The 22,818-nt window shown below is 32.6% G+C and carries 21 protein-coding genes; 13 read left to right on the forward strand and 8 right to left on the reverse strand.

Features of this window, described 5'->3' with window-relative positions:
- The first annotated feature begins 111 nt into the window (after positions 1–111).
- Positions 112–1,464, forward strand: coding sequence for an MATE family efflux transporter (locus tag ACJDUG_RS12175; RefSeq protein WP_406770148.1), 1,353 nt, complete (start codon positions 112–114; stop codon positions 1,462–1,464).
- A 1-nt stretch (position 1,465) separates the two neighbouring features.
- Positions 1,466–2,224 carry a GNAT family N-acetyltransferase gene (locus ACJDUG_RS12180; protein ID WP_406770149.1) on the forward strand — a complete coding sequence of 253 codons (759 nt, stop codon included), beginning with the start codon at positions 1,466–1,468 and terminating at the stop codon, positions 2,222–2,224.
- Positions 2,225–2,269: 45 nt separating this feature from the next.
- On the opposite strand, the gene aspD is transcribed toward ACJDUG_RS12180, so the two are convergent.
- Together aspD and ACJDUG_RS12190 are read right to left on the reverse strand one after the other, a co-directional pair.
- Positions 2,270–3,907: an aspartate 4-decarboxylase gene (gene aspD / locus ACJDUG_RS12185; RefSeq protein ID WP_406770150.1), complete on the reverse strand. Its 1,638-nt coding sequence runs from the start codon at positions 3,905–3,907 to the stop codon at positions 2,270–2,272.
- Positions 3,908–4,183: 276 nt separating this feature from the next.
- Positions 4,184–4,510, reverse strand: coding sequence for a HesB-like protein (locus ACJDUG_RS12190; protein ID WP_406770151.1), 327 nt, complete (start codon positions 4,508–4,510; stop codon positions 4,184–4,186).
- Positions 4,511–4,699: 189 nt separating this feature from the next.
- Here ACJDUG_RS12190 and ACJDUG_RS12195 point away from each other — a divergent pair, with 189 nt between their 5' ends.
- The 6 genes from ACJDUG_RS12195 to ACJDUG_RS12220 all read left to right on the forward strand — a co-directional run bounded on the left by ACJDUG_RS12195 (position 4,700) and on the right by ACJDUG_RS12220 (position 10,833).
- Positions 4,700–5,827: an aldo/keto reductase gene (locus ACJDUG_RS12195; RefSeq protein ID WP_406770152.1), complete on the forward strand. Its 1,128-nt coding sequence runs from the start codon at positions 4,700–4,702 to the stop codon at positions 5,825–5,827.
- 24 nt (positions 5,828–5,851) lie between these two features.
- Positions 5,852–6,571, forward strand: a complete 720-nt coding sequence (locus ACJDUG_RS12200) for a pentapeptide repeat-containing protein (RefSeq protein WP_406770153.1) — start codon at positions 5,852–5,854, stop codon at positions 6,569–6,571.
- A 94-nt stretch (positions 6,572–6,665) separates the two neighbouring features.
- Complete coding sequence (locus ACJDUG_RS12205; RefSeq protein WP_406770154.1) at positions 6,666–7,949, forward strand: 4Fe-4S dicluster domain-containing protein; 1,284 nt, start codon at positions 6,666–6,668, stop codon at positions 7,947–7,949.
- Between the two features lie 227 nt (positions 7,950–8,176).
- Positions 8,177–9,340: an MFS transporter gene (locus ACJDUG_RS12210; protein ID WP_406770155.1), complete on the forward strand. Its 1,164-nt coding sequence runs from the start codon at positions 8,177–8,179 to the stop codon at positions 9,338–9,340.
- 3 nt (positions 9,341–9,343) lie between these two features.
- A complete protein-coding gene (locus ACJDUG_RS12215; RefSeq protein WP_406770156.1) occupies positions 9,344–9,994 on the forward strand; it encodes a DUF6483 family protein in 651 nt (216 codons plus the stop codon).
- A gap of 101 nt (positions 9,995–10,095) precedes the next feature.
- A complete protein-coding gene (locus ACJDUG_RS12220; protein ID WP_406770157.1) occupies positions 10,096–10,833 on the forward strand; it encodes a WecB/TagA/CpsF family glycosyltransferase in 738 nt (245 codons plus the stop codon).
- A 121-nt stretch (positions 10,834–10,954) separates the two neighbouring features.
- Here ACJDUG_RS12220 and ACJDUG_RS12225 read toward each other — a convergent pair whose 3' ends face one another.
- Genes ACJDUG_RS12225 through ACJDUG_RS12250 form a run of 6 tightly spaced genes read right to left on the reverse strand, consistent with a single transcriptional unit; the run spans position 10,955 to position 16,794 of the window.
- A complete protein-coding gene (locus ACJDUG_RS12225; protein WP_406770158.1) occupies positions 10,955–11,905 on the reverse strand; it encodes an SDR family NAD(P)-dependent oxidoreductase in 951 nt (316 codons plus the stop codon).
- Positions 11,902–13,218, reverse strand: coding sequence for a UDP-glucose dehydrogenase family protein (locus ACJDUG_RS12230; protein WP_406770159.1), 1,317 nt, complete (start codon positions 13,216–13,218; stop codon positions 11,902–11,904). Before ACJDUG_RS12230 ends, ACJDUG_RS12225 begins: the two co-directional genes overlap by 4 nt.
- 43 nt (positions 13,219–13,261) lie before the next feature.
- Complete coding sequence (locus tag ACJDUG_RS12235; protein WP_406770160.1) at positions 13,262–14,404, reverse strand: glycosyltransferase family 4 protein; 1,143 nt, start codon at positions 14,402–14,404, stop codon at positions 13,262–13,264.
- A 14-nt stretch (positions 14,405–14,418) separates the two neighbouring features.
- Entirely contained in the window at positions 14,419–15,432 is a 1,014-nt protein-coding gene (locus ACJDUG_RS12240; RefSeq protein ID WP_406770161.1) for a CotS family spore coat protein, read from the reverse strand.
- 22 nt (positions 15,433–15,454) lie between these two features.
- Complete coding sequence (locus tag ACJDUG_RS12245; RefSeq protein ID WP_406770162.1) at positions 15,455–16,495, reverse strand: CotS family spore coat protein; 1,041 nt, start codon at positions 16,493–16,495, stop codon at positions 15,455–15,457.
- A 56-nt stretch (positions 16,496–16,551) separates the two neighbouring features.
- Entirely contained in the window at positions 16,552–16,794 is a 243-nt protein-coding gene (locus ACJDUG_RS12250; RefSeq protein WP_406770163.1) for a hypothetical protein, read from the reverse strand.
- Positions 16,795–17,133: 339 nt separating this feature from the next.
- Here ACJDUG_RS12250 and ACJDUG_RS12255 point away from each other — a divergent pair, with 339 nt between their 5' ends.
- The 5 genes from ACJDUG_RS12255 (at position 17,134) to ACJDUG_RS12275 (ending at position 22,580) form a co-directional block, all read left to right on the forward strand.
- On the forward strand, positions 17,134–17,280 hold the full coding sequence (locus ACJDUG_RS12255) for a hypothetical protein (RefSeq protein ID WP_406770164.1): 147 nt from the start codon (positions 17,134–17,136) through the stop codon (positions 17,278–17,280).
- Positions 17,281–17,471: 191 nt separating this feature from the next.
- Positions 17,472–18,743: an MFS transporter gene (locus ACJDUG_RS12260; protein WP_406770165.1), complete on the forward strand. Its 1,272-nt coding sequence runs from the start codon at positions 17,472–17,474 to the stop codon at positions 18,741–18,743.
- Positions 18,721–20,619 (forward strand): ribosomal protection-like ABC-F family protein, encoded by a 1,899-nt coding sequence (abc-f, locus tag ACJDUG_RS12265; RefSeq protein WP_406770166.1) that lies wholly within the window; start codon positions 18,721–18,723, stop codon positions 20,617–20,619. Before ACJDUG_RS12260 ends, abc-f begins: the two co-directional genes overlap by 23 nt.
- Before the next feature lie 81 nt (positions 20,620–20,700).
- Positions 20,701–21,939, forward strand: coding sequence for a serpin family protein (locus ACJDUG_RS12270; protein WP_406770167.1), 1,239 nt, complete (start codon positions 20,701–20,703; stop codon positions 21,937–21,939).
- Positions 21,940–22,034: 95 nt separating this feature from the next.
- On the forward strand, positions 22,035–22,580 hold the full coding sequence (locus ACJDUG_RS12275) for an MORN repeat-containing protein (protein WP_406770168.1): 546 nt from the start codon (positions 22,035–22,037) through the stop codon (positions 22,578–22,580).
- The last annotated feature ends 238 nt before the right edge of the window (positions 22,581–22,818 follow it).

A 22,818-nucleotide genomic window follows, 5' to 3' on the forward strand; every position in this document is an offset into this window, starting at 1 on the left:
TAGAAAAATAAAATTCCACATACATATAACTATAATCTGAAATAATAAGAGGAAATTTGAAATAAATGGTGAATATATATGCTATGCAATTTATTAGGAGTTTAATATTCTATGAGTGAATTAATTACTAAATTTAAGCTTACCTCAGACCTAAAGAAGATATTTACACTTTCCTGGCCAGTAATGCTGGGAATGATACTGCAAAGCTTGCTTGGAACAGTTGATATGATATTTATATCAAGGATTGGAACCAATGAACTTGCAGCAGCCTCCTTAGGACTTACAACAATAAATGTAGTATTTGTATTATCAACCTTGGTTTCAGCCGGCACAATAGCACTTGTAACTAGAAGCTATGGGGAAGGAAATATGGGGAAAGTAAGCATGTACAGCTCAGAATCCTTTTTGCTTTCGGCCGTAATTGGAGGAGCACTTAGCATAATATGTTTTGCTTTTACAAAACCTTTGGTAATTTTATTGTATAATCCGGATGCTGTAATTTTGGAATTGTCCTATAATTATATATCCATTTTATTTTTAGGTACTATTTTTGTGTTTTTAAATTCAGCTTTGAGAACTATAATGCAGGCCTTGGGGGATACAAAAACACCACTTTATGTTTTTGGCGCCTCAAACATACTTAATATGGCATTAGCACCGCTTCTAATTTTTATTTTTAAACTTGGAATTAGGGGAGCAGCACTTGCTGCAGTTTTATCTTCAATTTTTTCTTTTATGTTAATTAATTACTATCTAATAAAGAAGCTTTATGAGGGCAGTTTGAAAGTATTTTTAAAAAGTATGAGACTTGAAGCTAAAAGCAGCATAAAGATATTTAAAATAGGAGGATGGGCTTGTATTCAACAACTTGCAAGACCATTAACAGGAATGCTTATGGTAAGGCTTGTATATGAAGTAGGAGGAAAGGATGCATCTGCAGGTTTTGGTGCCGGGGGCAATGTATTTAACTATACCTTCATATTTCTTGTAGGACTTTCCACTGCAATAGCCATAATGGTTGGACAAAGTCTAGGAAGAGGAGATAAGGAAGCTTGTGACAATATAATTAAAGAAGGAATGAGGCTTGCAGTAATAAATATGCTTATATTTGCATTGCCATATTTTATTTTTCCTAATTTGATGATGAAATTATTTACAAAGGATTTTAATGTTATAAATGAAGGAGTGCACTATTTAAGAATAGTTTACCTTGGGGTAATTTTTGTTATTTTCCCAACCATATATGGTGGAGTATTTCAGGGAGCAGGGGATACATTTCCGCCTATGATTTCATCTATTACTGCAAATGTTATTATGAAATTGCCTTTAGCGTATTTACTTGCATTAGGTTTTAACATGGGCACAAACGGCGTATGGGCTTCAATTGGATTGTCAGTGGTTATTGAAGCTGTAATAATAATTTTTTATTTTAATAAAGGTAAATGGAAGGAGAAAAAGATTTAAAATGCTAATACTTACGCAAAATTCAAAAGCTATTGTGGATTTCTTAAAAAAGGACTTGCTAATAAATTTAAATATTATGGGAATTATTGAAAATGAACCCAAAGCTAAGATATTTGTTGATAATGTGGAAAACCCAAAAGGTATAGTTGTGGATAACGGATATTTTCATTACATATATTCTAAGGAAGATAATTTTCTAGAAAAAATAATGGAAAGCTTCAACAAAGATGGATATTATGGATTTTCTGCCATTGAAAAATCCATAGCTGATAAAATTAAGGATAGATACAAAGTAATAGATTGGGATAACCCTTGTACACTTTACTATCTACCGAAGGAAAATCTTAATTTAGAAAGTATAAAGAATGAAGTAAGGACAATTGATGTTAAGGATGCTGAAACTATCAATGGTTTTTATGAGTTTCAAGGGCCTGATAGCTTAGAGGAAATAAGAAAGGATATTTTAGAAAGGCCTTCCTCTGGGGTGTATAAAAATGGAGAATTGGTCTCTTGGGCGGTTACCCATGATGACAATTCCTTAGGTATAATGTATACAAAGAAAGAGCATAGAAGGATGGGCTATGCTGAAGATGTTACTGTTGATTTAGCAGCAAAGCATATTTTGCAGGGCAAAATACCCTTTTTACATATAATAGAAAGAAACAATATGTCTCCAGGTCTTGCTAAAAAGTGCGGGTTTGAGGAGTGCGGTAAGGTAGTTTGGTTTGGAATTAAAGTAGGAAATCCAAAAGAAAATTAAAATGATGTGGCAGAAAAAATGCTCTTTCTGCCACTTGTCTTAGGCTTAGCTGGTTGTAGTTGACTTTCTCCAATCTTCAACATACTCTTCTAAAATTTTGTGAAGCACTTCTCCTATTCTGGAGTAGGCCTCGTCATTTAGATTGGCTAGGGATATTCTTATGGACCATTCAGGACCTTGAAAGCCGCCTCCGCTAAGTAATACAATTGAAGATTCTTCTGCTAAACGATAAAGTATTTCAACGGGTTTATGATTATTATTAAGGTATTTACTAAATTCTTCACCATAATAGAATGAGGCCCATTCAAGGAGGTCAAATTCTGTATAGTAAGCAGCATCATAAGGATCTTTTCTTAGATCAAGTCCTAGTCCTTTGAAAAGCAGCTCTTGCCGCCTCCTGCAAATTTCCTTTGTAAGTTTTTTATAAAGGTTTTCTTTATCTAATAGTGCAAAGGCAGAGAAAAAGCACATTTGAACTTGCTGAGGAGTAGATAATCCTGCTGTATGATTAAGGGCTACCTGCCTGCTGTCTGCAACAATCCTATCAATAAATGGGATGTTTTCCGGATTTGTAGATATTCCACTGTAGCGCTTCTTTAGTTTTTCAGTCATATCTTCAGGTAGCTCCCTAATAAGCTTATCAAATATATTATTTTCATGAATAACAATTGTTCCAAGGCGCCAGCCTGTCACTCCAAAGTATTTTGAATAGGAATAAACACCTATAGTGTTATAGGGCAAGTCAGCCATGAGAGAACGATAATTATCTACAAAGGTGCTGTATACATCGTCAGAAATAACCATTAAATTAGGGTTATGATTATTTACAATATCTATAAGGTATTTAGCTGAATCAGGCTTGATGGCTACAGAAGGGGGGTTACTTGGATTAACTGCAAACAGCGCCTTTATACTTTTATCTTTTAATTTATCCAGCTCTGAGTTAGGATATTGCCAAGTATGAGTACCATCTGCAGTAAGCTCAGATGCCTTTATAAAAATAACTTCAAAGTTATATCGCGGAAGCAGAGGAATTTCCAGATAAGGAGTAAAAATAGGAACCATAAGTGCTATTTTATCCCCCTTTTGAATGAGTTCATTGGCTATCATGGTGTCAAATATATAGCACATTGCTGCGGTTGCTCCTTCAACTGCAAATATATGAAAATCATCCTCAGCTAAGCTATTATAACGCAGCTCTTGAACAAGATATTTATGAACCACTTTTTCTATATGTATAAGCATTCTATCGGGTACGGGGTAATTATCTCCTATAATTCCATCACATAATTCATGAACCCAATTATCTGCATTAAAGCCTAAGGTATTAATCCCATAGTCTATTATGAACTTTAAAAGCTTGTTTCCCGGAAGATCTGAATGCTCTTCTATATAATTAAAAAACCTGTCGCTTATCCCTTGTTTTTTTGGCATCCCAGCTAAATCACCATTTTGCCATATTCTTTTTGTTTCTTCTACAGCAAATAAGCCAAAGGTAAAAAAAGCTTCTCTAGGTGTTGAAGCTGTCCAATTAGGGTTTCCACGGCCTGCATCAAGCAGTGCATGAGCACTTTTTTCCTTTTGACCTTCCGCAAGACTAATTAGCTTGTTTTTAAATTCAAAGGGACTTATTTTTCCATATATTTTTTCAATTACTTTTCTTTGAACATTGTTTACATCCATATGAGATCACATCCTTATTTATATAGATAAAACTAGATTGTGTAAATTTGAAAAGAATATGTAAGCTTTTAAAGAACAAAAAAAACATGGATTAGTACAATATCAGATTTTGCGGCAATATATTTGAGATTAAAGCTTTCATTTTAATTTAATAGTCATAAAATATTAAAAAAGAAATAAAGGAAGTCAAACGACTTCCTTTAAAAACTTCTATATTTCTTAAACTATTTTAAAGCTTTGTCTAAAGATAAAGTGCCAATAGCTCGTAAAAACTTTTTAATGACAGCCAGAACAGCCGCTGCATCCGCCCTCAAATTCAAGTAATGGTCTAAGTGTCATTCCTCTGCCTTCATTTTCTTCAGTTGATAAAATGGTTAGTAAGCCATATTCATCTATGATGGAAGGTTTAACATAAAATGTAATCCCGTTTACTTCTTGAACTATATCATCTTCCTCCTTCACACCTTCAGCAATATTAAAGGAAGGACCACTACAAGCTAAACCTGCGAATTCAATTCTTATTTTGTAATCATGTATGTCATTCTCATCTAGAAAAGCTTTAAACTCTTCCGAGGCTTCATTGCTTATTATAATTTTGTCCATAATGCCTAACTCCTTTATTAATAAAGTTTTGAAAATAATTAATATTTGATAATTAATTTCATTTTCTATATATTTATTATGCGATTTATTTTTTAAATTTGCAAGTATTATTTATATAATATAGTTCACTGGTTATTAATATAGTGATAAAATTATATTGTTTAAGTATGGAATTTGGGGGGGCATAAAATGATTTATAGAGAATTTGGAAAAACAGGAATCAAGGTTTCTACCTTAGGTTTTGGAGCAATGAGGCTTCCAATGATAGAGGTTGATGGTAAAAAATCTATTGATGAAGATAAGGCTATACCTGTAATTCATAGAGCTCTTGAGCTTGGCGTGAATTACGTGGACACTGCTCCGTATTACTGCGACGGACTAAGTGAAATAACAGTTGGAAAAGCCTTAAAGGGCTGCAGGGATAAGGTTTATTTATCAACTAAAAATCCAATTGAAGATGCCTCAGGAGAGCACTTTTTAGAAAGATTAGAAAAATCATTAAGAAAATTGGATACTGATTATATAGATTTTTACCATATGTGGGGAATAAGCTTAAAGACATATGAGGAAAAAATAAATATACCTGATGGTCCGCTGCAGGCTGCTCTAAAAGCGAAGGAACAGGGACTTATAAAACATTTATCCTTTTCCTTTCACGACAAACCAGAAAACATGATAAAGATAATTGATACAGGATATTTCGAGACTGTTCTATGTCAATATAATCTATTAGATAGGGCAAATGAAAAAGCTATTGAATATGCCCATGAAAAAGGCCTTGGAACTGCAATTATGGGTCCTGTTGGCGGTGGCAGGCTTGGTGCACCATCAGCAGTAATTCAAGAGATGCTTAAGGGTAAGACAAAGAGCACTGCAGAAATGGCACTAAGATTTGTTTTGGCTAACCAAAACGTATCTTTAGCCTTATCTGGAATGAGCACTATAGAAATGGTAGAAGAAAATGCAGCAGTAGCTTCTATACCAGGAGTGCTTACTTTAGAAGAATTAAAAAAGGTAGAAGAAATGCTGGAAGAAAATAAGAGGCTATCAGAGCTATATTGTACGGGATGTAATTACTGCATGCCATGCCCGCAAGGATTAAACATTCCGCATATTTTTAAGCTGATGAACTACAATAGGGTTTATGGGTTAAAGGACTATGCAAAAGAAGAATACAGCAAATTAAAGGTTCTAGGGAATAAAACAGGTAAACCAGCTGATGCCTGCGTAGAGTGTGGAGCCTGCGAAGCTAAATGTCCTCAGCACCTTAAGATAATTAATCAGCTAAAAGAAACAAGTGCAGCACTTGATTGTTAATATTAAGCCTAGTTAAATAATAATATGTTTAAGGGAGCAAGTTTACTAGAGCTGCTCCCTTATATTAATGCAGTAAATGATAGGTGGAGTAGTAATATGGGAAATAATATAAAAATATTAAGGCCTAAGTTTTCAAATAATTTATTATTAATGGATATATCACAGCAAGATATGGCAAAGGACAGTTCATTTTCAGAAGGAATTGTTAAAGATTGTTACATTGAAAATTGTAAAGCTGAAGGCGTTTCTTTTAAAGAAATATCATTTAAAAATGTTATATTCGCGGAGGTATCCCTTCAAAATGCAGAGCTAATAGACCTTAGATTCGAAAACTGCGATTTATCAAATGTTGATTTTAGAGAGTCTACAATACATAGGGTTGAATTTATAAATTGTAAGCTTGTTGGTATTAATTTAAGCGATGCTACACTAAGGAATGTGATTTTTGAAGAGTGTAATGGACAGTATGCATTTTTAAAATTCTCAGATTGTAAGCAAGTTCTATTTATTAATTGTAAGTTGAGGTTTTCTGATTTTCAGGAAAGCAAGCTTTCTAAAGTTGAATTTAGAAATACGGATTTAATTCAATGTCAATTATCTGGGACTAAACTTAGTGGCATAGATTTATGTACTTGTGAGATTGATGGCTTATCAGCAAGAATTGAGGATGTATACGGAGTTATTGTAACACCTGCCCAGGCTATTACTCTATCTACATTAATGGGTATAGTAATTAAAGTTTAGAATAATATATAAGGAAATTACATGATAAGTAAAATATTTACATAATGTAGATTGTATGATATATTCAAAGGAAATAAGAATTGGTGGTGAAAATATGTCTCATATTGTAGGAAAAGAGGCTTACAAAAGTCTAGAGGAAAGAATAAACAGATTTCCTCAGGGAGCACCCCCTTCTGAAACCTTATATAAAATACTAGGGTTATTATTTTCAGAAAAAGAGGCATCCCTTGTAGCTCAGCTTCCAATAAAACCGTTTACCGTAAAGACTGCAAGCAGAGTATGGAAAATGGATGAAGCTTCCACAGAAAGAATACTTCAGGAGCTTTCAAGCAGAGCCATACTTTTAGATATGGAACATAATGGAGTGTCAGAGTACGTGCTTCCTCCTCCAATGGCAGGTTTTTTTGAGTTTTCCATGATGAGAACAAGGCATGATATAGATCAAAAGCTCTTAGGTGAGCTATATTATCAATATTTAAATGTTGAAGAAGACTTTGTAAAGCAGCTTTTTCTCGGAACTGAAACGAGGCTTGGAAGAGTTTTTGTACAGGAAGAAGTACTTTCAAATGAAAATAAAGTGGAAATTCTAGACTTTGAAAGAGCAAGTCATATAATTAAGGAGGCCTCTCATATTGGAATAAGTACTTGCTACTGTCGGCATAAGATGTATCATGTAGGAAAGGCCTGTGATGCACCTTTAGATATATGCATGACCTTTAATGGAACGGCCTCATCACTTATAAAGCATAGTTATGCTAGAAAGGTTGATGCATCTGAGGGCTTGGAGCTTTTACATAAGGCTTATGAACATAATTTAGTACAATGCGGTGAAAATGTAAGAGAAGATGTGAGTTTTATATGCAACTGCTGTGGCTGCTGCTGTGAGGCAATGCTTGCTGCTAAAAAATTTGGTATGCTGCATCCTGTTCAAACTACCGCATATATTCCTAAGGTAAACACAGAAAACTGTATTAATTGTGGAAGCTGTGTTAAGGCTTGCCCTATTAATGCAATTGAAACCAAGGAAATAGAAAATGGACTTGGAGGAATGAAAAAGGTTGTAAAGATAAACGAGGATATATGTCTTGGCTGCGGAGTATGTGTAAGATCCTGCCATAAAAATAGTCTTTTTCTAGAAAGAAGACAGGAAAAAATTATAACTCCAGTAAATTCAGTACATAGACTAGTACTTATGGCTATAGAAAATGGAACTCTGCAAAATTTAATCTTTGATAATCAAGCCTTTGGAAGTCATCGTGCTATGGCAGCTGTACTCTCTACTATATTAAAGCTGCCACCAATAAAACAGGCTATGGCTAGTAAGCAGATGAAATCTGTTTATTTAGATAAGCTCATAAGCAAGGTAATGGCAGAATAAATGTGTTAAGAGACATAGTAAAAGGGTTCTAAACTATGATATACTTGTACTATGTTCAATACAGTTAGGTGTATAAGTATTGATAAAGCTTATGTTCAGATAAAAGTCCTAAATGGACTTTTATGGGTAACCTAGCTGATTGGAAGCTGCGAGTACAGGTTACCTAGTACAGAGGAATACTAGGGGGGGTTTTTATAGAAAGGTACATTAATAGATTTAGAATGTTTATGTTTGTGTACTGGGGAATGGTGCTAAGTGTTACAGGTATGTATACTATGTATGTTACTCAGCTTGGGTTTTCTAAGCAGGAAATAAGTATTATGGCTTCTATATATACCTTAGCTGCACTAATAGGACAGACTTTTATTGGCTATCTTGTAGATAAATTAAAAAGGACGAAAGCTATAATGCTTATTACAATAAGTATGGGAGTATTAGTAGGTATAGCAATTAATTTGGCCAAGGTAAGCTGGCACTTTTATACATTGCTGTTTATCTGGGGATTTTTCGTGGTAGGTACAAATTCTATTTCAGAGGCATGGATATTAAATACTCTTAAAATCTATGGTAAACAAAATAACTTTGGTAAAATAAGGGGCTTCGGGTCAATAGGTTACGGCTTTTCTGCTATTGTTATAGGCTTCTTATTAAGCAAGTTTGGCTGGCATATTTATAGCTGGTATATTACACTCATAGTAATCCTAACCCTGATCTTAATACTTATGCTTAAAGACTTTAATCCCAATATTGATAAAGAAAAGGTTTTAAATGTTGAAGCAGTAACCTTTAAGGAAGCTTTAAGTGAGGTTTTTAAAATAAAGCCCATCCTTATTATGATTATTATAATGTTTATGTACACCTTTGTTATGAGGGGTATATACAGTTATCTAGGGATTCTTCTTTCTGACTATGGCGGGGGTCCATTGAGCTTGGGCCTTTCTTATTTCTTTGATGCATCACCAGAGATAATTACCTTTTTCTTAACTGTCAGTCTGCTTAAGAAATATCATGGAAAAACATTAATCTTTGCTGCCTTTTTACTTCAAATTGTAAGGCTAACCGTAATTTTAATATTTAATAATGCCTTTGCTGTAATTATTATGGGTATATTTTCAGGCTTTGCCTATGGCCTTTCTGCAGCATCCTATAAAACCTATATTTATGAGCTTGCACCAGCTAAATATAAGGCCAGCTGTATGAGTATAGCAGAATCTATAATTGGGCTTTCTGGAGTAGTTGGCGTACCTATCTTTGGCGTAATTATTTCAAAGTTTAATGCCAATACTGCCATATTATTTGGGCTGATTATTGATATAATTGTTGCAATTATTATGTTAAAGGATATAATAACTTCTAAGAAAGCTTTTAATAAACAAAGTCGGATGGTGTAATAAATGATAAAAAATGATTACTTAACTACAAAATTGAAGGAACTTTCTGAGCTAATAACAAAGGTTTTAAAATCTAATGATAATAAGCAGCTAGAGGAAAGCAGGGAAATGGTAAATGAAGCCTTTAAAAGGCTTTTAGGCTTAAATTCCGGGCTTTCAGAAAGCCTTTCCTATAAGGATTTAATGAAACTTGTAGGTGCTTATGAATCTTCTGAGGCCTTAAAGTTTGTAATTCTGGCTCAGCTTTTAAAGCTTGATGGGGACATGTACAAAGCTGAAGGTGAGGAAATAAAAAGCTTTAATATATATCTAAAAAGCCTTAATATTTATATTAAAGCAGTTCTGCTAGATAGCGACTTAATAGAGCAGGGCGAGAAAATAATAGATGAAATTGTAAATGAAGTAGAAGAATATGAGCTGCCGAAGGAAAGCAGCCTGCTTTTGTTTAACTACTATGAGCTTGTAAATAAATATGATAAGGCAGAGGATATACTCTTTGACCTTCTAGAGGACACTGACAACGAAGAATATATAGTAGCAGAGGGAGTTAACTTCTATGAAAGGCTTTTAGAAAGATCAGAAGAAGCTTTAGAAAATGGAAACTTACCTTTAGAGGAAGTTAAAGAAGGCATTGCAAGGCTAAGGACTGAATGATTAATAATAATTTAGCTTTAATATAAAAGTTTAAGAAGTGGAATATCTTATAAAGAGATTATACGAGGAATACAATAGGGTTAAAATAAGGCAGGTACATTATGGATAAAAGCGTAAAAATTTTAGGAATAGATTTTTCTAATAGGAGCTTAAAAGAAACTGTTGAGCTTATTGATAAAAAGCTTAGTGAAAATATAGGTAAAACCTATCATATAATAACGGCTAATCCTGAAATTGCACTTGATATAGAAAAAGATGCAGAGCTTAAAAAGATATCACTTGATGCTGATTTAATAACTGCTGATGGTATAGGAATAATTTTAGCTTCGAAATTAAAAAGGGAGCCCCTACCTGAAAGGGTGACAGGCTATGAATTGCTTTTGGAGCTTTTAAAACTTGGAAATGAAAAGGGCTTATCTTTTTATTTCTTAGGTTCCTCTGAGGAAGTAAATAAGGAAGCTTCAGAAAAAATTATGAAAAACTATCCTAATATTAAGCTTTTAGGAAGACATAATGGATATTTTAAGGGTGAGGAAGAATTAAAGATAATAGAGGAAATAGAGGCTTTAAGGCCTGACTTTCTCATAGTAGCTCTTGGAGCTCCCTTTGCTGATAAGTGGATTTATAAATATAAAGGTAGACTTACCTCAAAAATTACACTTGGAGTTGGAGGAAGCCTTGATGTAATTTCAGGAAAGGTTAAACGTGCACCGGATATTTGGCAGAAGCTCAACTTGGAATGGCTTTATCGCCTAATATCCAATCCTTCAAGATGGAAAAGACAGTTGAAGCTGCCTGTTTTTGCAGTTAAGGCAATTTCAGAGGCTATTAGAAAATAAAGGGTTTTTAAAATAATTCTAAAAAAATTTAACGAAAATATATAAAATATGATACAGTCATCTGTTCATGAAAGATATTTTATATATTTTCGCTTTTTTGATTGCATTTATATATTAAAGATTATTTGTTTTCAATTTTAAACCAATTAATAAATTCTTCAATTCCTTTTTCAATTGAAACCTTTGGAGAATAATTAAGAAGGCTTTGAGCCTTGGAAATATCTGAAAAGGTATGAGGAACGTCTCCTAACTGCATTAAGGTATAATCTATTAATGCCTTTTTTCCTAAGTTTTCTTCAATAAGGGTAACTAAATATTCAATATTAGTAGGGCTTGAGTTTCCTAGATTAAAGATTTCAAAGCTGCAATTTAAGTCTATAGAACTTACAATACCGTCTAGAATATCATCTATATAAGTGTAGTCTCTGGAACTTGTTCCATTGCCGAATATACTTATAGCTCTTCCTTCTGAAATCCTGCTTGTAAAATTATATATTGCCATTTCAGGTCTTTGCCTTGGACCATAAACTGTAAAAAACCTTAAACAGACTATAGGAATGCCGTATAGATTATTAAAGGTTTTGCAGAATAGTTCACCGGAAGCTTTAGCTGCGGCATAGGGAGAAATTTGTGATTGAGTTGTGTCAGTTTCTTTAAAAGGTAAAAAATTGTGGCCGTAAACTGAGGATGAGGAAGCAAATATAAACTTTTTAGTGTTATATTTCCTTGCACACTCTAATAGGTTTACAGTTCCTTTTATATCCACGTCAATATATTCAAGAGGATTATTTAGAGACCTTCTTACACCCGCTAATGCAGCCAAGTGAATAATTATATCTACCCTATTAAGATTGAAAATAGAGGTTAAGAGATTTTTGTCTAGAATGTCTCCGTCAATAACCTTGTAATTTTTATTTTCTAAAGCATTTTTTATATTTTTTATTTTTATTAAAGGACTATAATAATCATTGAAATTATCTAAGTTGATTACATTATAGCCAAGAACTAATAACCTTTCACAAAGGTTTGAACCAATGAAGCCTGAGCCGCCAGTAACTAATACGGTTTTCATAATCGCCCAACTCCCTCATAAATAAACCCATAGGCCTTTATTATGCTTGGGTCATAAACATTTCTAAGGTCAATAAAAATATGATTTTTAACAATTTTATTAAGCTTACTAAAATCAATATTCTTAAATTCTTCCCATTCTGTAATAAGAATTATTGCATCACTATTAATGGAAGCCGAGTATAAATCACTGCAGTACTCAATGTTAAGACTTGGATAATCATGTTTTACATTTCCCATAGCCTGAGGATCATACACTTTAATAGATGCGTTTAATTCCAGTAAAGTCTTAATTATTGGTATAGATGGAGCTTCCCTAATATCATCTGTTTCTGGTTTAAAGGAAAGACCTAATATTGTAATATTTTTGTCTTCAATTAAACCTATGGTTTTCGTAATCTTATCAAGGATTATCTTTATTTGATTATGATTTACTTCCACTGCAGCCTTTACTATTTGAGGTATATAGCCAATTTGCTTACCTGTAGTTAAGAGTGCTCTAGTATCTTTTGGAAAACAGCTTCCTCCGTAACCCGGTCCTGCATTTAAAAACTTAGGTCCAATTCTGTTATCTAGACCCATAGCCTTAGCAACCACTGTAACGTCGGCACTCACGAGCTCGCACATGTTAGCAATTTCATTAATAAAACTTATTTTAGCTGCTAAGAAGGCATTAGAGGCATATTTTATTAATTCAGAGGTTTCAAGATTCGTTTCAATAAAGGGTATTCCACCTTTAATAAGTGGCTCATATATTTTTCTCATAATGGCAAGTGCACTTTTATTTTCTCCGCCAACTACTATTCTATCAGGTTTTAAGAAATCTTCTATGGCAGTTCCTTCTCTTAAAAACTCAGGATTGGAAATAACATCATATTCAAGGTTAATGTTTCTATTTATTAGAATATTTTTTATTAATAATTTAATTTTCTGGCCAGTTTTAACGGGAACAGTACTTTTGGTTACTATAATTTTATAACAATTCATTAAGCTTGCAATCTCTATTATTGCTTCAAATACGTATTTTAAATCAGCAGAATCATCATCTTTTGTAGGAGTACCAACCGCTATAAAAATAATATCTGCAAAATCTAATGCTCCCTTTATGGATGTAGTAAAGCTTAGTCTCTCATTTATTGAATTATTAATAACTATATTATTTAAACCTGGTTCATAAATTGGGATAATACCTTTTGTTAGTTTATTTATTTTATCTTTATCAGTATCCATACAAAGTACCTTTATGCCTAGTTCTGCTAAGCATGCTCCTGTAACAAGCCCAACGTATCCAGTGCCTATTACTGAAATATTCATATAAAGCCCCCTTTACTGCCATCTTCGCAGTCTCTTAATTTCTTTACTTTTGTACACTGTTTATGGCATTTAGTACATTTAGGGCTACCTTATCCCAGCCGTGCTTTTCTTCAGCTAACCTTCTTCCTTTTTGACCAATCTGCATAGCTATATCTGGGTTTTTTAGGAGGTAATCGATATATTTTACAAAAACAAGGGGGTTAGTATAATCATCTATAACATATCCGTTGCCAAGGCCGGAAACCACCTCAGCATTTCCACCTCTGTTAGTAGTTATTATAGGAATACCTGAAGCCATAGCTTCATAATGAACTCTTGCTAAAGGCTCTCTCCATTGTGAAGGACATACAAAAATATCGGCCATATTATAATGTGCATAAACCTCAGAAGGAGGCAGGAAGCCAGTAAATACTATAGGGCCAGTTAATTCTTTGGAAATAGTGATTAAGGATCTTGTATAATCATCAACCTTGTTGCCGCCAAACCATTTGCTTCCAACAATAACTAAAGCAACTCTTGGATACATGTTCATAATATCTTTCATAGCTTTAAGCAGAACGTGGACTCCTTTTTTCTCACTTAATCTTCCTACAAATAGAACTACCTTGCAATTTTGTATATTATACTTCATTTTTAGATTTGTCTTATTAGCAAGACCTTCTCTAGACCAATTAGGTTTATATTTTTCTATATCTGCCCCTGAATAAATTACATTAAGTTTATCTCTGGCTTCAGGATATAACGCTGTTACCCCTCCTGCAATAAATTTACTAACGGTATTTATATATTCTACAGTTTCAATACATTTTGCAGCGCTAGGGGGATTTATTTTTTTAGGCTCAAACATTTCATTATGAAGGCTTAAGCTAATTTTAGTGTTCGGAAATCTCTCTCTAATGTCCAATACCCATTTTGGTCTATTAAAAATTTGAATTAAATCATAAGAGCTATCCATGGCATTTATTACATTTGCTATATATTCTGGTTGACTGCCTCCAGGGACTCTGATATATCTTACTCCATCCTTAATTTCTCTATCTGGAAGCTTAGCACTGCTTATACAAAACACTGTAATTTTGTGATGATCTTTTAAATAGGGCAAAACACCTTCAATGTATATTTGAATTGCTCCACCATCCACAGGTGGAACTGGAAGTTTTTCAGTACAAATAAATGCTACGTTCAATGCTGTCACCACCTTTATAATAATTCCTTTAACAGCTTAAGTTTTGACTCCTCAAAAATAGCAATTCTTTCAATATCTGAGGCTTTTATCGGCTTTTCACTAATAAAAATATTTTTTACTAGACCATAAAAGCGGTGAGGAAATAGTAAATCAATATATAAAAGTTCCTTTTCATCTTTAGATAGTGGATTAATCTCTGAGTACCAATCCAAAATATCGCTTAACATTTTACTTTGCCATTTTCCAAGTGGTTCTTCATATTTAAATATTAATTTTCTTAAATCTCTCATTGGAAAATCTAAGGTTACACCATCCAAATCCAGTATTATAACACCGTTTTTACCAAGCAGTGCATTTCCTGTGCCATAATCCTGGTGACAGAGCACCTGAGACTCATTATTTGCTGATAATTCATTATAGTGGGAGGCTGCAATTAGTCTTTGAGCATTATCACTGAGATCTAGCATGGAATCAACTGCTTTAATATAGGAGAAATAGGGGTTCGAGGACTTTTTATTATAAGCATCCTCCTTCCATTTTTTTAGCTTATTTCCCATGGATTCATATTGATTAGGCCATTTGTTTATTTTTGAAGAAATCCTATAAGATGCATCTGGAGCGTAGCCTTTAGAAGCTAGGTGAAAAGCTGCGAGGCCTTTAATGGCATAAGCTAAATCTGGATTGTAATTGAAGTTTAATTCCCTTCCCTCCATCCACTCATAAAGGACAAAAAGTTCATCCTTATACTGATGAATAGCCTTTTTGTCTATTGTTAATAAAATACCTGGGACATTTCCTCCCTTTGATTTTATATAAATTTGAGCATTTACCGAAAAGGAGGATTTGTCATAAGATTGCCTAAGTCTTTTTAAACATAATAGGGAATTGGTATATTTGATCTTCCAAACGGTTTTTATGGTACCGCTTTGAATAATTGAAATATCATTAGGAATAATATTATAATTTTTTAATACTTCTTTCGCTAAGTTAATAAGCTGAATAGAACTTTCATTTAAGCTGTTAGCCAAATTTTTTCCCTCCTTTGCTGTGCTAATTATGAACTACTTCTTCAATTATCATATTAAAATTATTTAATAACGGATCAATAGTTTTTTCAAAGGAATACATATCTCTAATTTTTTTAGTATAGCTTTCAATAGACCATTCCTTATCTCTTTGATAATAAAATTTGTTCATTGCTCCAAGGAAAAGATGAGGAAACATTAAATCATATTTAACTACCTGCCACTCCTCCTTAGATAGTGGATTTCTACGCTGATAATACTTTAATATCTTTGTAACAAGGGCTATATCCCATCTGCCATGTTTTTTTAGTATCTTATTTAGTATTTTTCTTATATCTCTTGCTGGTATTTCTAAGGTTAAAGAATCTGTGTCTAAAATATAGAATTTTGAAGAAGTCATAATTAAGTTTCCAGAAGCAAAGTCTTGATGACATAGACCTCCAATGTCTTTAATTTTATTAACCCAAGCAGCATATTCACCCTTTTTTAAGCCCTCAATAGCTCTTTGACCTCTTTCATAAAAATAAGGGAAATCACCTTTTACTAACTTACCTATTTCATTACTTTGTGTCTTTGTAAGTTCTTCTTTATAGAATTTATTCATGTCTTCAAGTTGATAATTGTATTCTTCTATCCAGGTGCCTAGATGGTTTTTTGGCTTTGTTTCGCTGAGAACCTTAAAACCTATAGATGCCCTATGAAAAGCTGCAAGACCTTCTACTATGGCTGCTAATTCCTTTGAATTATTATAATCTGGAGCTTTGCCATCTACTGCATCTGAAAGAATGAAGCACACTCCATTGTATTTAACGTATTCATCACCATTTATTGTTTTATTAACTTGTGGTATATTTATGCCGTTATTTACAAGATAATTTACAGCAGATAGTAAGAATTTTAAGGTGGCCTCTGAATTGGATATTTTTTTTAATACCTTCAAACCACTTGAGCTTTTAATAAACCAAACACCTTTTTTACCTTTATAGGAATTATTTTTTATAGATAAAACCTCAATAGGATAAAACTTAAGAACTTCAGAAATTGGTTCGGAATTAATGTTCTCCAAATAAATCCATCTCCTCTACAATCTAATAAAGGGGGAGCAGCCCCCTTTAAGATATATTAATCGTCTTCTAAGTTTTCTTCTGGGTTTGGTTTTTCCCATGATATTTCAACAGAAAATGCGTCATCTTCTGGAGTTATCTTATATCTAACTTTTAGTTCGAGATCTAGCTCACTTGGAAGTAGTACTGGTTGACCTTCAAGTTTAAGATGGCCATTTAATAAATTAGTAAATAATTTATTTAAATCTTGTCCGACTTTTTGTGTTGAAGTTGAAATTAATTCGCCATATTCGTATTTCATGTATATACGCCCCTTCCTATTTTCATTTGAACCTATTACTAAGTTCTGATATATAATATTAAGGGTAGGTGATTTTTGCTACTGAATTTAGAAAAAATGTGACATGGGGACGTTTCTCATGTCTCATTTATAATGTCATTTGTACTATTTATAATAAATTATAAATAATAAAATATTGGTATTAAATTGCATAGAATTTTTCACAATATTAAAAATGTATTGAAATTTTACAAAACTTCATGTAAAATATATTTGACTATTAAAAGAACATAAGGAATATAAGGAACACAAATATTAATAATATTTTGTGCAGAACGAGGAATACAAGGAGGGTAGATTATGGCTAATATAGTTGGTACTGTTAATTTTATTTTAAACAAACATTGGCAATACAGCAGCTCTGTTACAAAAAGCGCAAATTCAAGCTTCTACGGGAGGAGTGCGTCCGTTTTTAGAATAAGTACTGACTATTGTATAAATCCATGATTCTACATCTTTCAATTAGCTGTGTTGATTATATATGAATTTTTATAGCTGATAATTAAGATTTTTAGGACTCAAGGTTTATGCTTTGAGTCCTTTTAGTTTTTACTTTTTTAAAAATAATACACTTTCTTCCATAAGCCTTTTACTGTTTTTCTCTTTATTAAAAGTTATAACAGGGGGCTTATTTTATTTTGAAGAAACTTGAAAGTATATCTGTTTTGGAGGATCTAAATATGGGTATCAATAATAAATTAAAACGAAACATATCCGTAAGTTATATGTATAATTTTTTATTACAATTAAATATTACCTCAGCTATATGGGTGTTGTATCTTGCTTTCAGAGGAATGTCCTTAGTCCAAATAGGAATATTAGAATCTATTTATCATATGACAGGATTGCTTTTTGAATTACCTACAGGTGCTATTGCAGATGTGTATGGAAAAAAGTTCAGTGTGGTGGTTGGAAGAGCTTTAAGTGTAATTTCATGTATTCTTATGATAATATCAAACAGCTTTTTAGGATTTGCTATTGCTTTTGTTTTAAGCTCAGCAGCAATGAATTTAAATTCTGGAGCAGCAGAAGCGTTAGTTTATGATAGTTTGAAAGAATTAGGCCAGGAGGAAAAATATAAAAGAATATGGGGCAACCTAGCATTTATTATGTCTATTGCACAGGGGTTAGCTGTTTTGCTTGGAGGAATATTAGCAGATATTAGATTTTTATATGCATATGTACTAGGTACCATAATACAAGCCATAGCTTTAATATCAGCTTTTAGGTTTAAGGAACCATCTATTAATAGGGATAAAGAAAAGCCGCTAGGAAATCAAATAGTATATCAATTAACTACAAGTATAAAGGTGCTTAAAGAAAGGAGAATTGTGCTTTATTTAATACTATTTTCAGCCCTTACAGCAAGCCTTCAAACAACTGTATTTTTCTACAGTCAAAAGTATTTCTCGGATATGAGTTATTCAAAAACAACAATTGCTGTAATTTGTGCACTAAGCAGTTTTATTGAAGCATTAAGTTCAAAATATGCCTATAGCTTCGAAAAATTATTTAAATTAAAAGGAACCTTAGTAAGCATAGCAGCAGTAAATATCTTTGCTTTAACAGGGATGGCATTTATGAAGAATTTATCCATAGTATTCTTTCTTTTAACTTCAATCACGGGAGGTTTGGCTTTTACAATATTTAGTGATTATATAAATACTAGGATACCATCTGAATATAGAGCAACAATATTGTCTTTTGATAGTCTATGTTTCAGTACATTTATGATCTGCGTATTCCCTTTGTTTGGGTTTATAGCAGAAAAGATAGGTTTTTCAATAACCTTTGGAATTATAGCTATACTATATATTCCGGTAATGATATTCTTAATGTTAAAACTTAAGAAGCATAAAAATAGAGAGATAGTTGGAGGGAATGAAAATGATAGAATTAGCTTTAAATAAATTACAAAAGTACTATGGAGCTGCTAAGATTTTAGATGATATCACTTTTGAGGTGCTAAGTACTGAAAAGGTAGGTATCATTGGAAGTAACGGCTCTGGGAAAAGTACACTTTTAAAAATAATAACTGGCATTGAAGGGTATGATAATGGAATGCTTTCAATTAAAAAAGGAGCAACTTTAGGTTATCTTGAACAGGTACCAATTTATCCCAATGATTTTAAGGTTATTGATGTATTAAATATAGCCTTTGAAAAGGTAGATGCATTGCATAGTGAATTAGAATTAATAGAAAAGCAGCTTCCCAAATTGGATGAAACTAATTTGGAAAAACTATTAAATAAATACTCTGAGTTGCAAACTCTATATGAGAGCCTAGGGGGCTATGAGAAAGAAGAAAGGCTATGTAAAATTTGCACTGGCTTAAAGATAAATGATAACTTTAAGGAAAGATTATTTTCTGAGCTTAGCGGCGGAGAAAAAACTACAATAATTCTAGGGAAAATATTACTTCAAAAAGTTGATATACTATTACTGGATGAGCCCTCGAATCATTTGGATTTAGATGCAATGGAGTGGCTGGAGTCCTATCTTAAAGAGTACAAAGGTGTAGTGATAATCGTATCACATGACAGATATTTTTTAGATAATGTAGTAACAAAAATAATAGAAATCGAGGATATGACATCAAAAGTTTATTCTGGTAATTACAACGCCTTTGTTAAAGAGAAGGAAAGACAGCTGCTTCTGCAGATGGATGAATTCTTAAATCAGCAGAAAAAGATTAAAGCCATGGAAAACTCTATCTCCCAGCTAAGAGATTGGGGAAATAGAGGGGACAACGAAAAGTTTTTTAAAAGAGCTGCCAGCATGCAAAAGCTTTTGGATAAGCTTCAGAGAATTGATAGACCAAAGCTTGAAAGAGATAGTATTAGTATTAATGCCAACGCAGCAAGCAGATCTGGAAATGACGTAGTTACTATTAAGGATCTATACAAGAGCTATGGTGAAAAGATTCTCCTAAATAATGCAGAGCTTCTAATAAAAAATGGTGAAACAATAGCATTAATAGGGTCAAATGGCTGTGGAAAGACTACTTTAATTAAAATCTTACTAGGAATAGATAGTGCAGATTCTGGAACAGCAGCTCTAGGAAGCTCTATAAAACTTGGATATTTGCCTCAGAATGTAAGCTTTAAAGATGAAAATAAGACTATATTAGAATGCTTTAGAGAGGATTATGTAATAGGTGAAGGTAAAGCAAGGGAATATCTTGCAAAATATATGTTCTTTGGTGAATCAGTTTTTAAAAGGGTAGGAGCACTTTCAGGTGGTGAGAGAAGCAGATTAAAGCTAGCAATGCTTATGTATAATGAAGTTAACTTTTTAATCCTAGATGAGCCAACAAATCATTTAGATATTGACTCTAAAGAGGAATTAGAGGAGTTTCTAAATAAATTTAAAGGGACGCTGCTGTTTGTATCTCATGATAGATATTTTATAAATAACACTGCAACAAGGGTAATAGAATTATTTCGAGGTTCTATTATTTCCTATAATGGTAATTATGAGTACTATAAAGAAAAGTCTGTACAGCTAAAAGGTTCAGAAATTACCTTAACTCATAGTCTTAAATCTGGAAACAAAACAGTTAAATCCCAAAAAACAAAGCAGGCTAAACCAGTAGAAAGGCTTAATAATCAGCGGCAAAAACAGAACCTTGAAGAGCAAATAGAAGAATTAGAGGTAAATTTAAATTCTTTAGAAGAACAAATCAACAAGTTTTCCAGTGATTACGAAAAGTTGAATGCTTTGTATGGTGAAAAGCTAAAGCTGCAGGAGGATATTGACAGATTACTGGAGGAATATATAGACTAATTAAGGCACAGCACATGGTAACTATTTACAAGTAGTTTCGTATTAACCCTTATAGGATGAATAACTTTAAGGAGGGAGAATATGAACAGATTTAAAGGAATAGCAGCTTTATTATTAGTTTCTGCAATTGCAGCAGCTTGTATAGGCTGTGGAATGAAAAAGGATAATTCAATAAAAAATCAATATACGATTAAGGCAAAGGAACTAGATAGTAATATAAAAAACATAAGTGATGCAAATAATAAAGTAGCCTTTAAGTTCTTAAATTATGAACTTAAGGCTCATAACAATAGTAATATTGTTATTTCTCCATTAAGTTTAAATACTGTTTTAGCAATGACACAAAATGGAGCTGCAAATAAAACTAAGGAAGAAATTCTGTCTGCACTTGAATTTAATGATATTAACGATAGTACTATAAATGAAAACTATCAAAAGGTTATTGCTCATTTCAATAGCTTAAAAAGTATAAATGTTAATATGTCAGATTCTATTTGGATACAGAAGGATATTAAGGTTAGAGATGATTTTAAAGGTATTGGTAGCGACAATTATGAAGCAGAAATATATAATGTAGATTTTAATAAAAGGACTACTGTAAATGATATAAATAAATGGGTGTCTGATAAAACTCAAGGAAAGATTAAGAAGCTTAATACAAATTTAGATAATGTCACTATGTTACTTATAAACACTATATATTTTAAAGGCAAGTGGGCTGACCCCTTTATTGAAAGTAGTACTAGTAAGGAGGCTTTTAACTTAAGTAATGGTTCAAAGGTAAATGTTGATATGATGAAAGGCATTCTTTCAGTAGATTATCTTAAGACCAAGGATTTTTCAGCTGTAAGACTTCCTTATGATGACGACAATTTTGGTTTTTATATTTTTCTGCCAGATAAGGGAATCAGTGAAGATAAGCTAATTCAGAGTATGACTTATGATAATTGGGAAAAGTGGACAAATGATTTTAAAAGGGCAGAAGTAGATATTAAGCTGCCAAAATTTAAAATTGAATATGAGGATGAGCTAAATAAAATGCTTCAAGGCTTTGGAATGAAAGATGCCTTTGATCCTGAAAAAGCTGATTTCTCAAAAATGACAGATAAGAAAAGCCAATATATAAACCTTGTAAAACAAAAATGTTATATAGATGTGAATGAAGCGGGTACGGAAGCAGCTGCTGCAACAGAGGTTGCAATGGATCTTGGAATAGTAGTAAATCCTATTGCATTTACTGCAGATAAACCTTTTATATATGCAATAGCTGATAAGAAAACTGGGCTAATTATATTTATGGGTAAGCTAGAAAAACCTTAAATATTTATTATAATATACTATAGATAAATATAACTAGTTAATTTACAATATACTTATATGAAAATATCAAGTGCAGAATAAAGGAGAACTCTCATATGAACAAACTAAAGTTAAGTGAAAGCCAACTTAAAAGGATAAGGAATAAAAATATAAAGGAAGAAGCTTCAGAGCATGTCCATGGTGGAACCTATTTTGGTGAGAGAAAAGACGGAAAGATGGATGGAGAAGGAATTTACTTATATAAGGATGGAAGTAGATACGTTGGTCACTGGAAAGATGACAAAATGGATGGACAGGGAACGCATACCTGGATTAATGGCGAGAAATATATAGGTGAATGGAGAGCTGATGAAAAGCATGGATATGGAATCTATACTTGGCCAGATGGTGAAAAATATGTAGGTGAGTGGAGAGATGGTGAAAAGTGTGGTGAAGGTATATATACTTGGTCTGATGGTGACACCTATACGGGTCATTGGGAAAATGATTTAAGGCATGGTGAAGGAATACATACTTGGAATGACGGAGAAAAGTATATTGGAGAATGGAAGGAGGATTATAGAGAAGGAAAAGGCATGTATATTTTTTCAGATGGAGAAATACAAGTTGGAGTATTTAAAGATAACCAATTTGTTAAATAAAATATTCAATAATTATGCCTAGATATTCAATATAAATAGATTATTACACACAGATAGAACTATAGATTTTACAATTTTGTAAGTTGCGATATTTTATATAATATTTCATAGTAAATAAGCTTAGAGCACAGAGAACACTGAAGGTTTTTTTATAGGCCTTCGAGTGTGTGAAACTTTTTCTGTAAATAGCTTTCTATGACAATTATTATATAGGCATGAAGGTCTAAAGTTGGCTTTC

The sequence above is a fragment of the Candidatus Clostridium stratigraminis genome (genome assembly GCF_045310675.1).
In the GTDB taxonomy this organism is placed as follows: Bacteria; Bacillota; Clostridia; order Clostridiales; family Clostridiaceae; genus Clostridium_AT; species Clostridium_AT stratigraminis.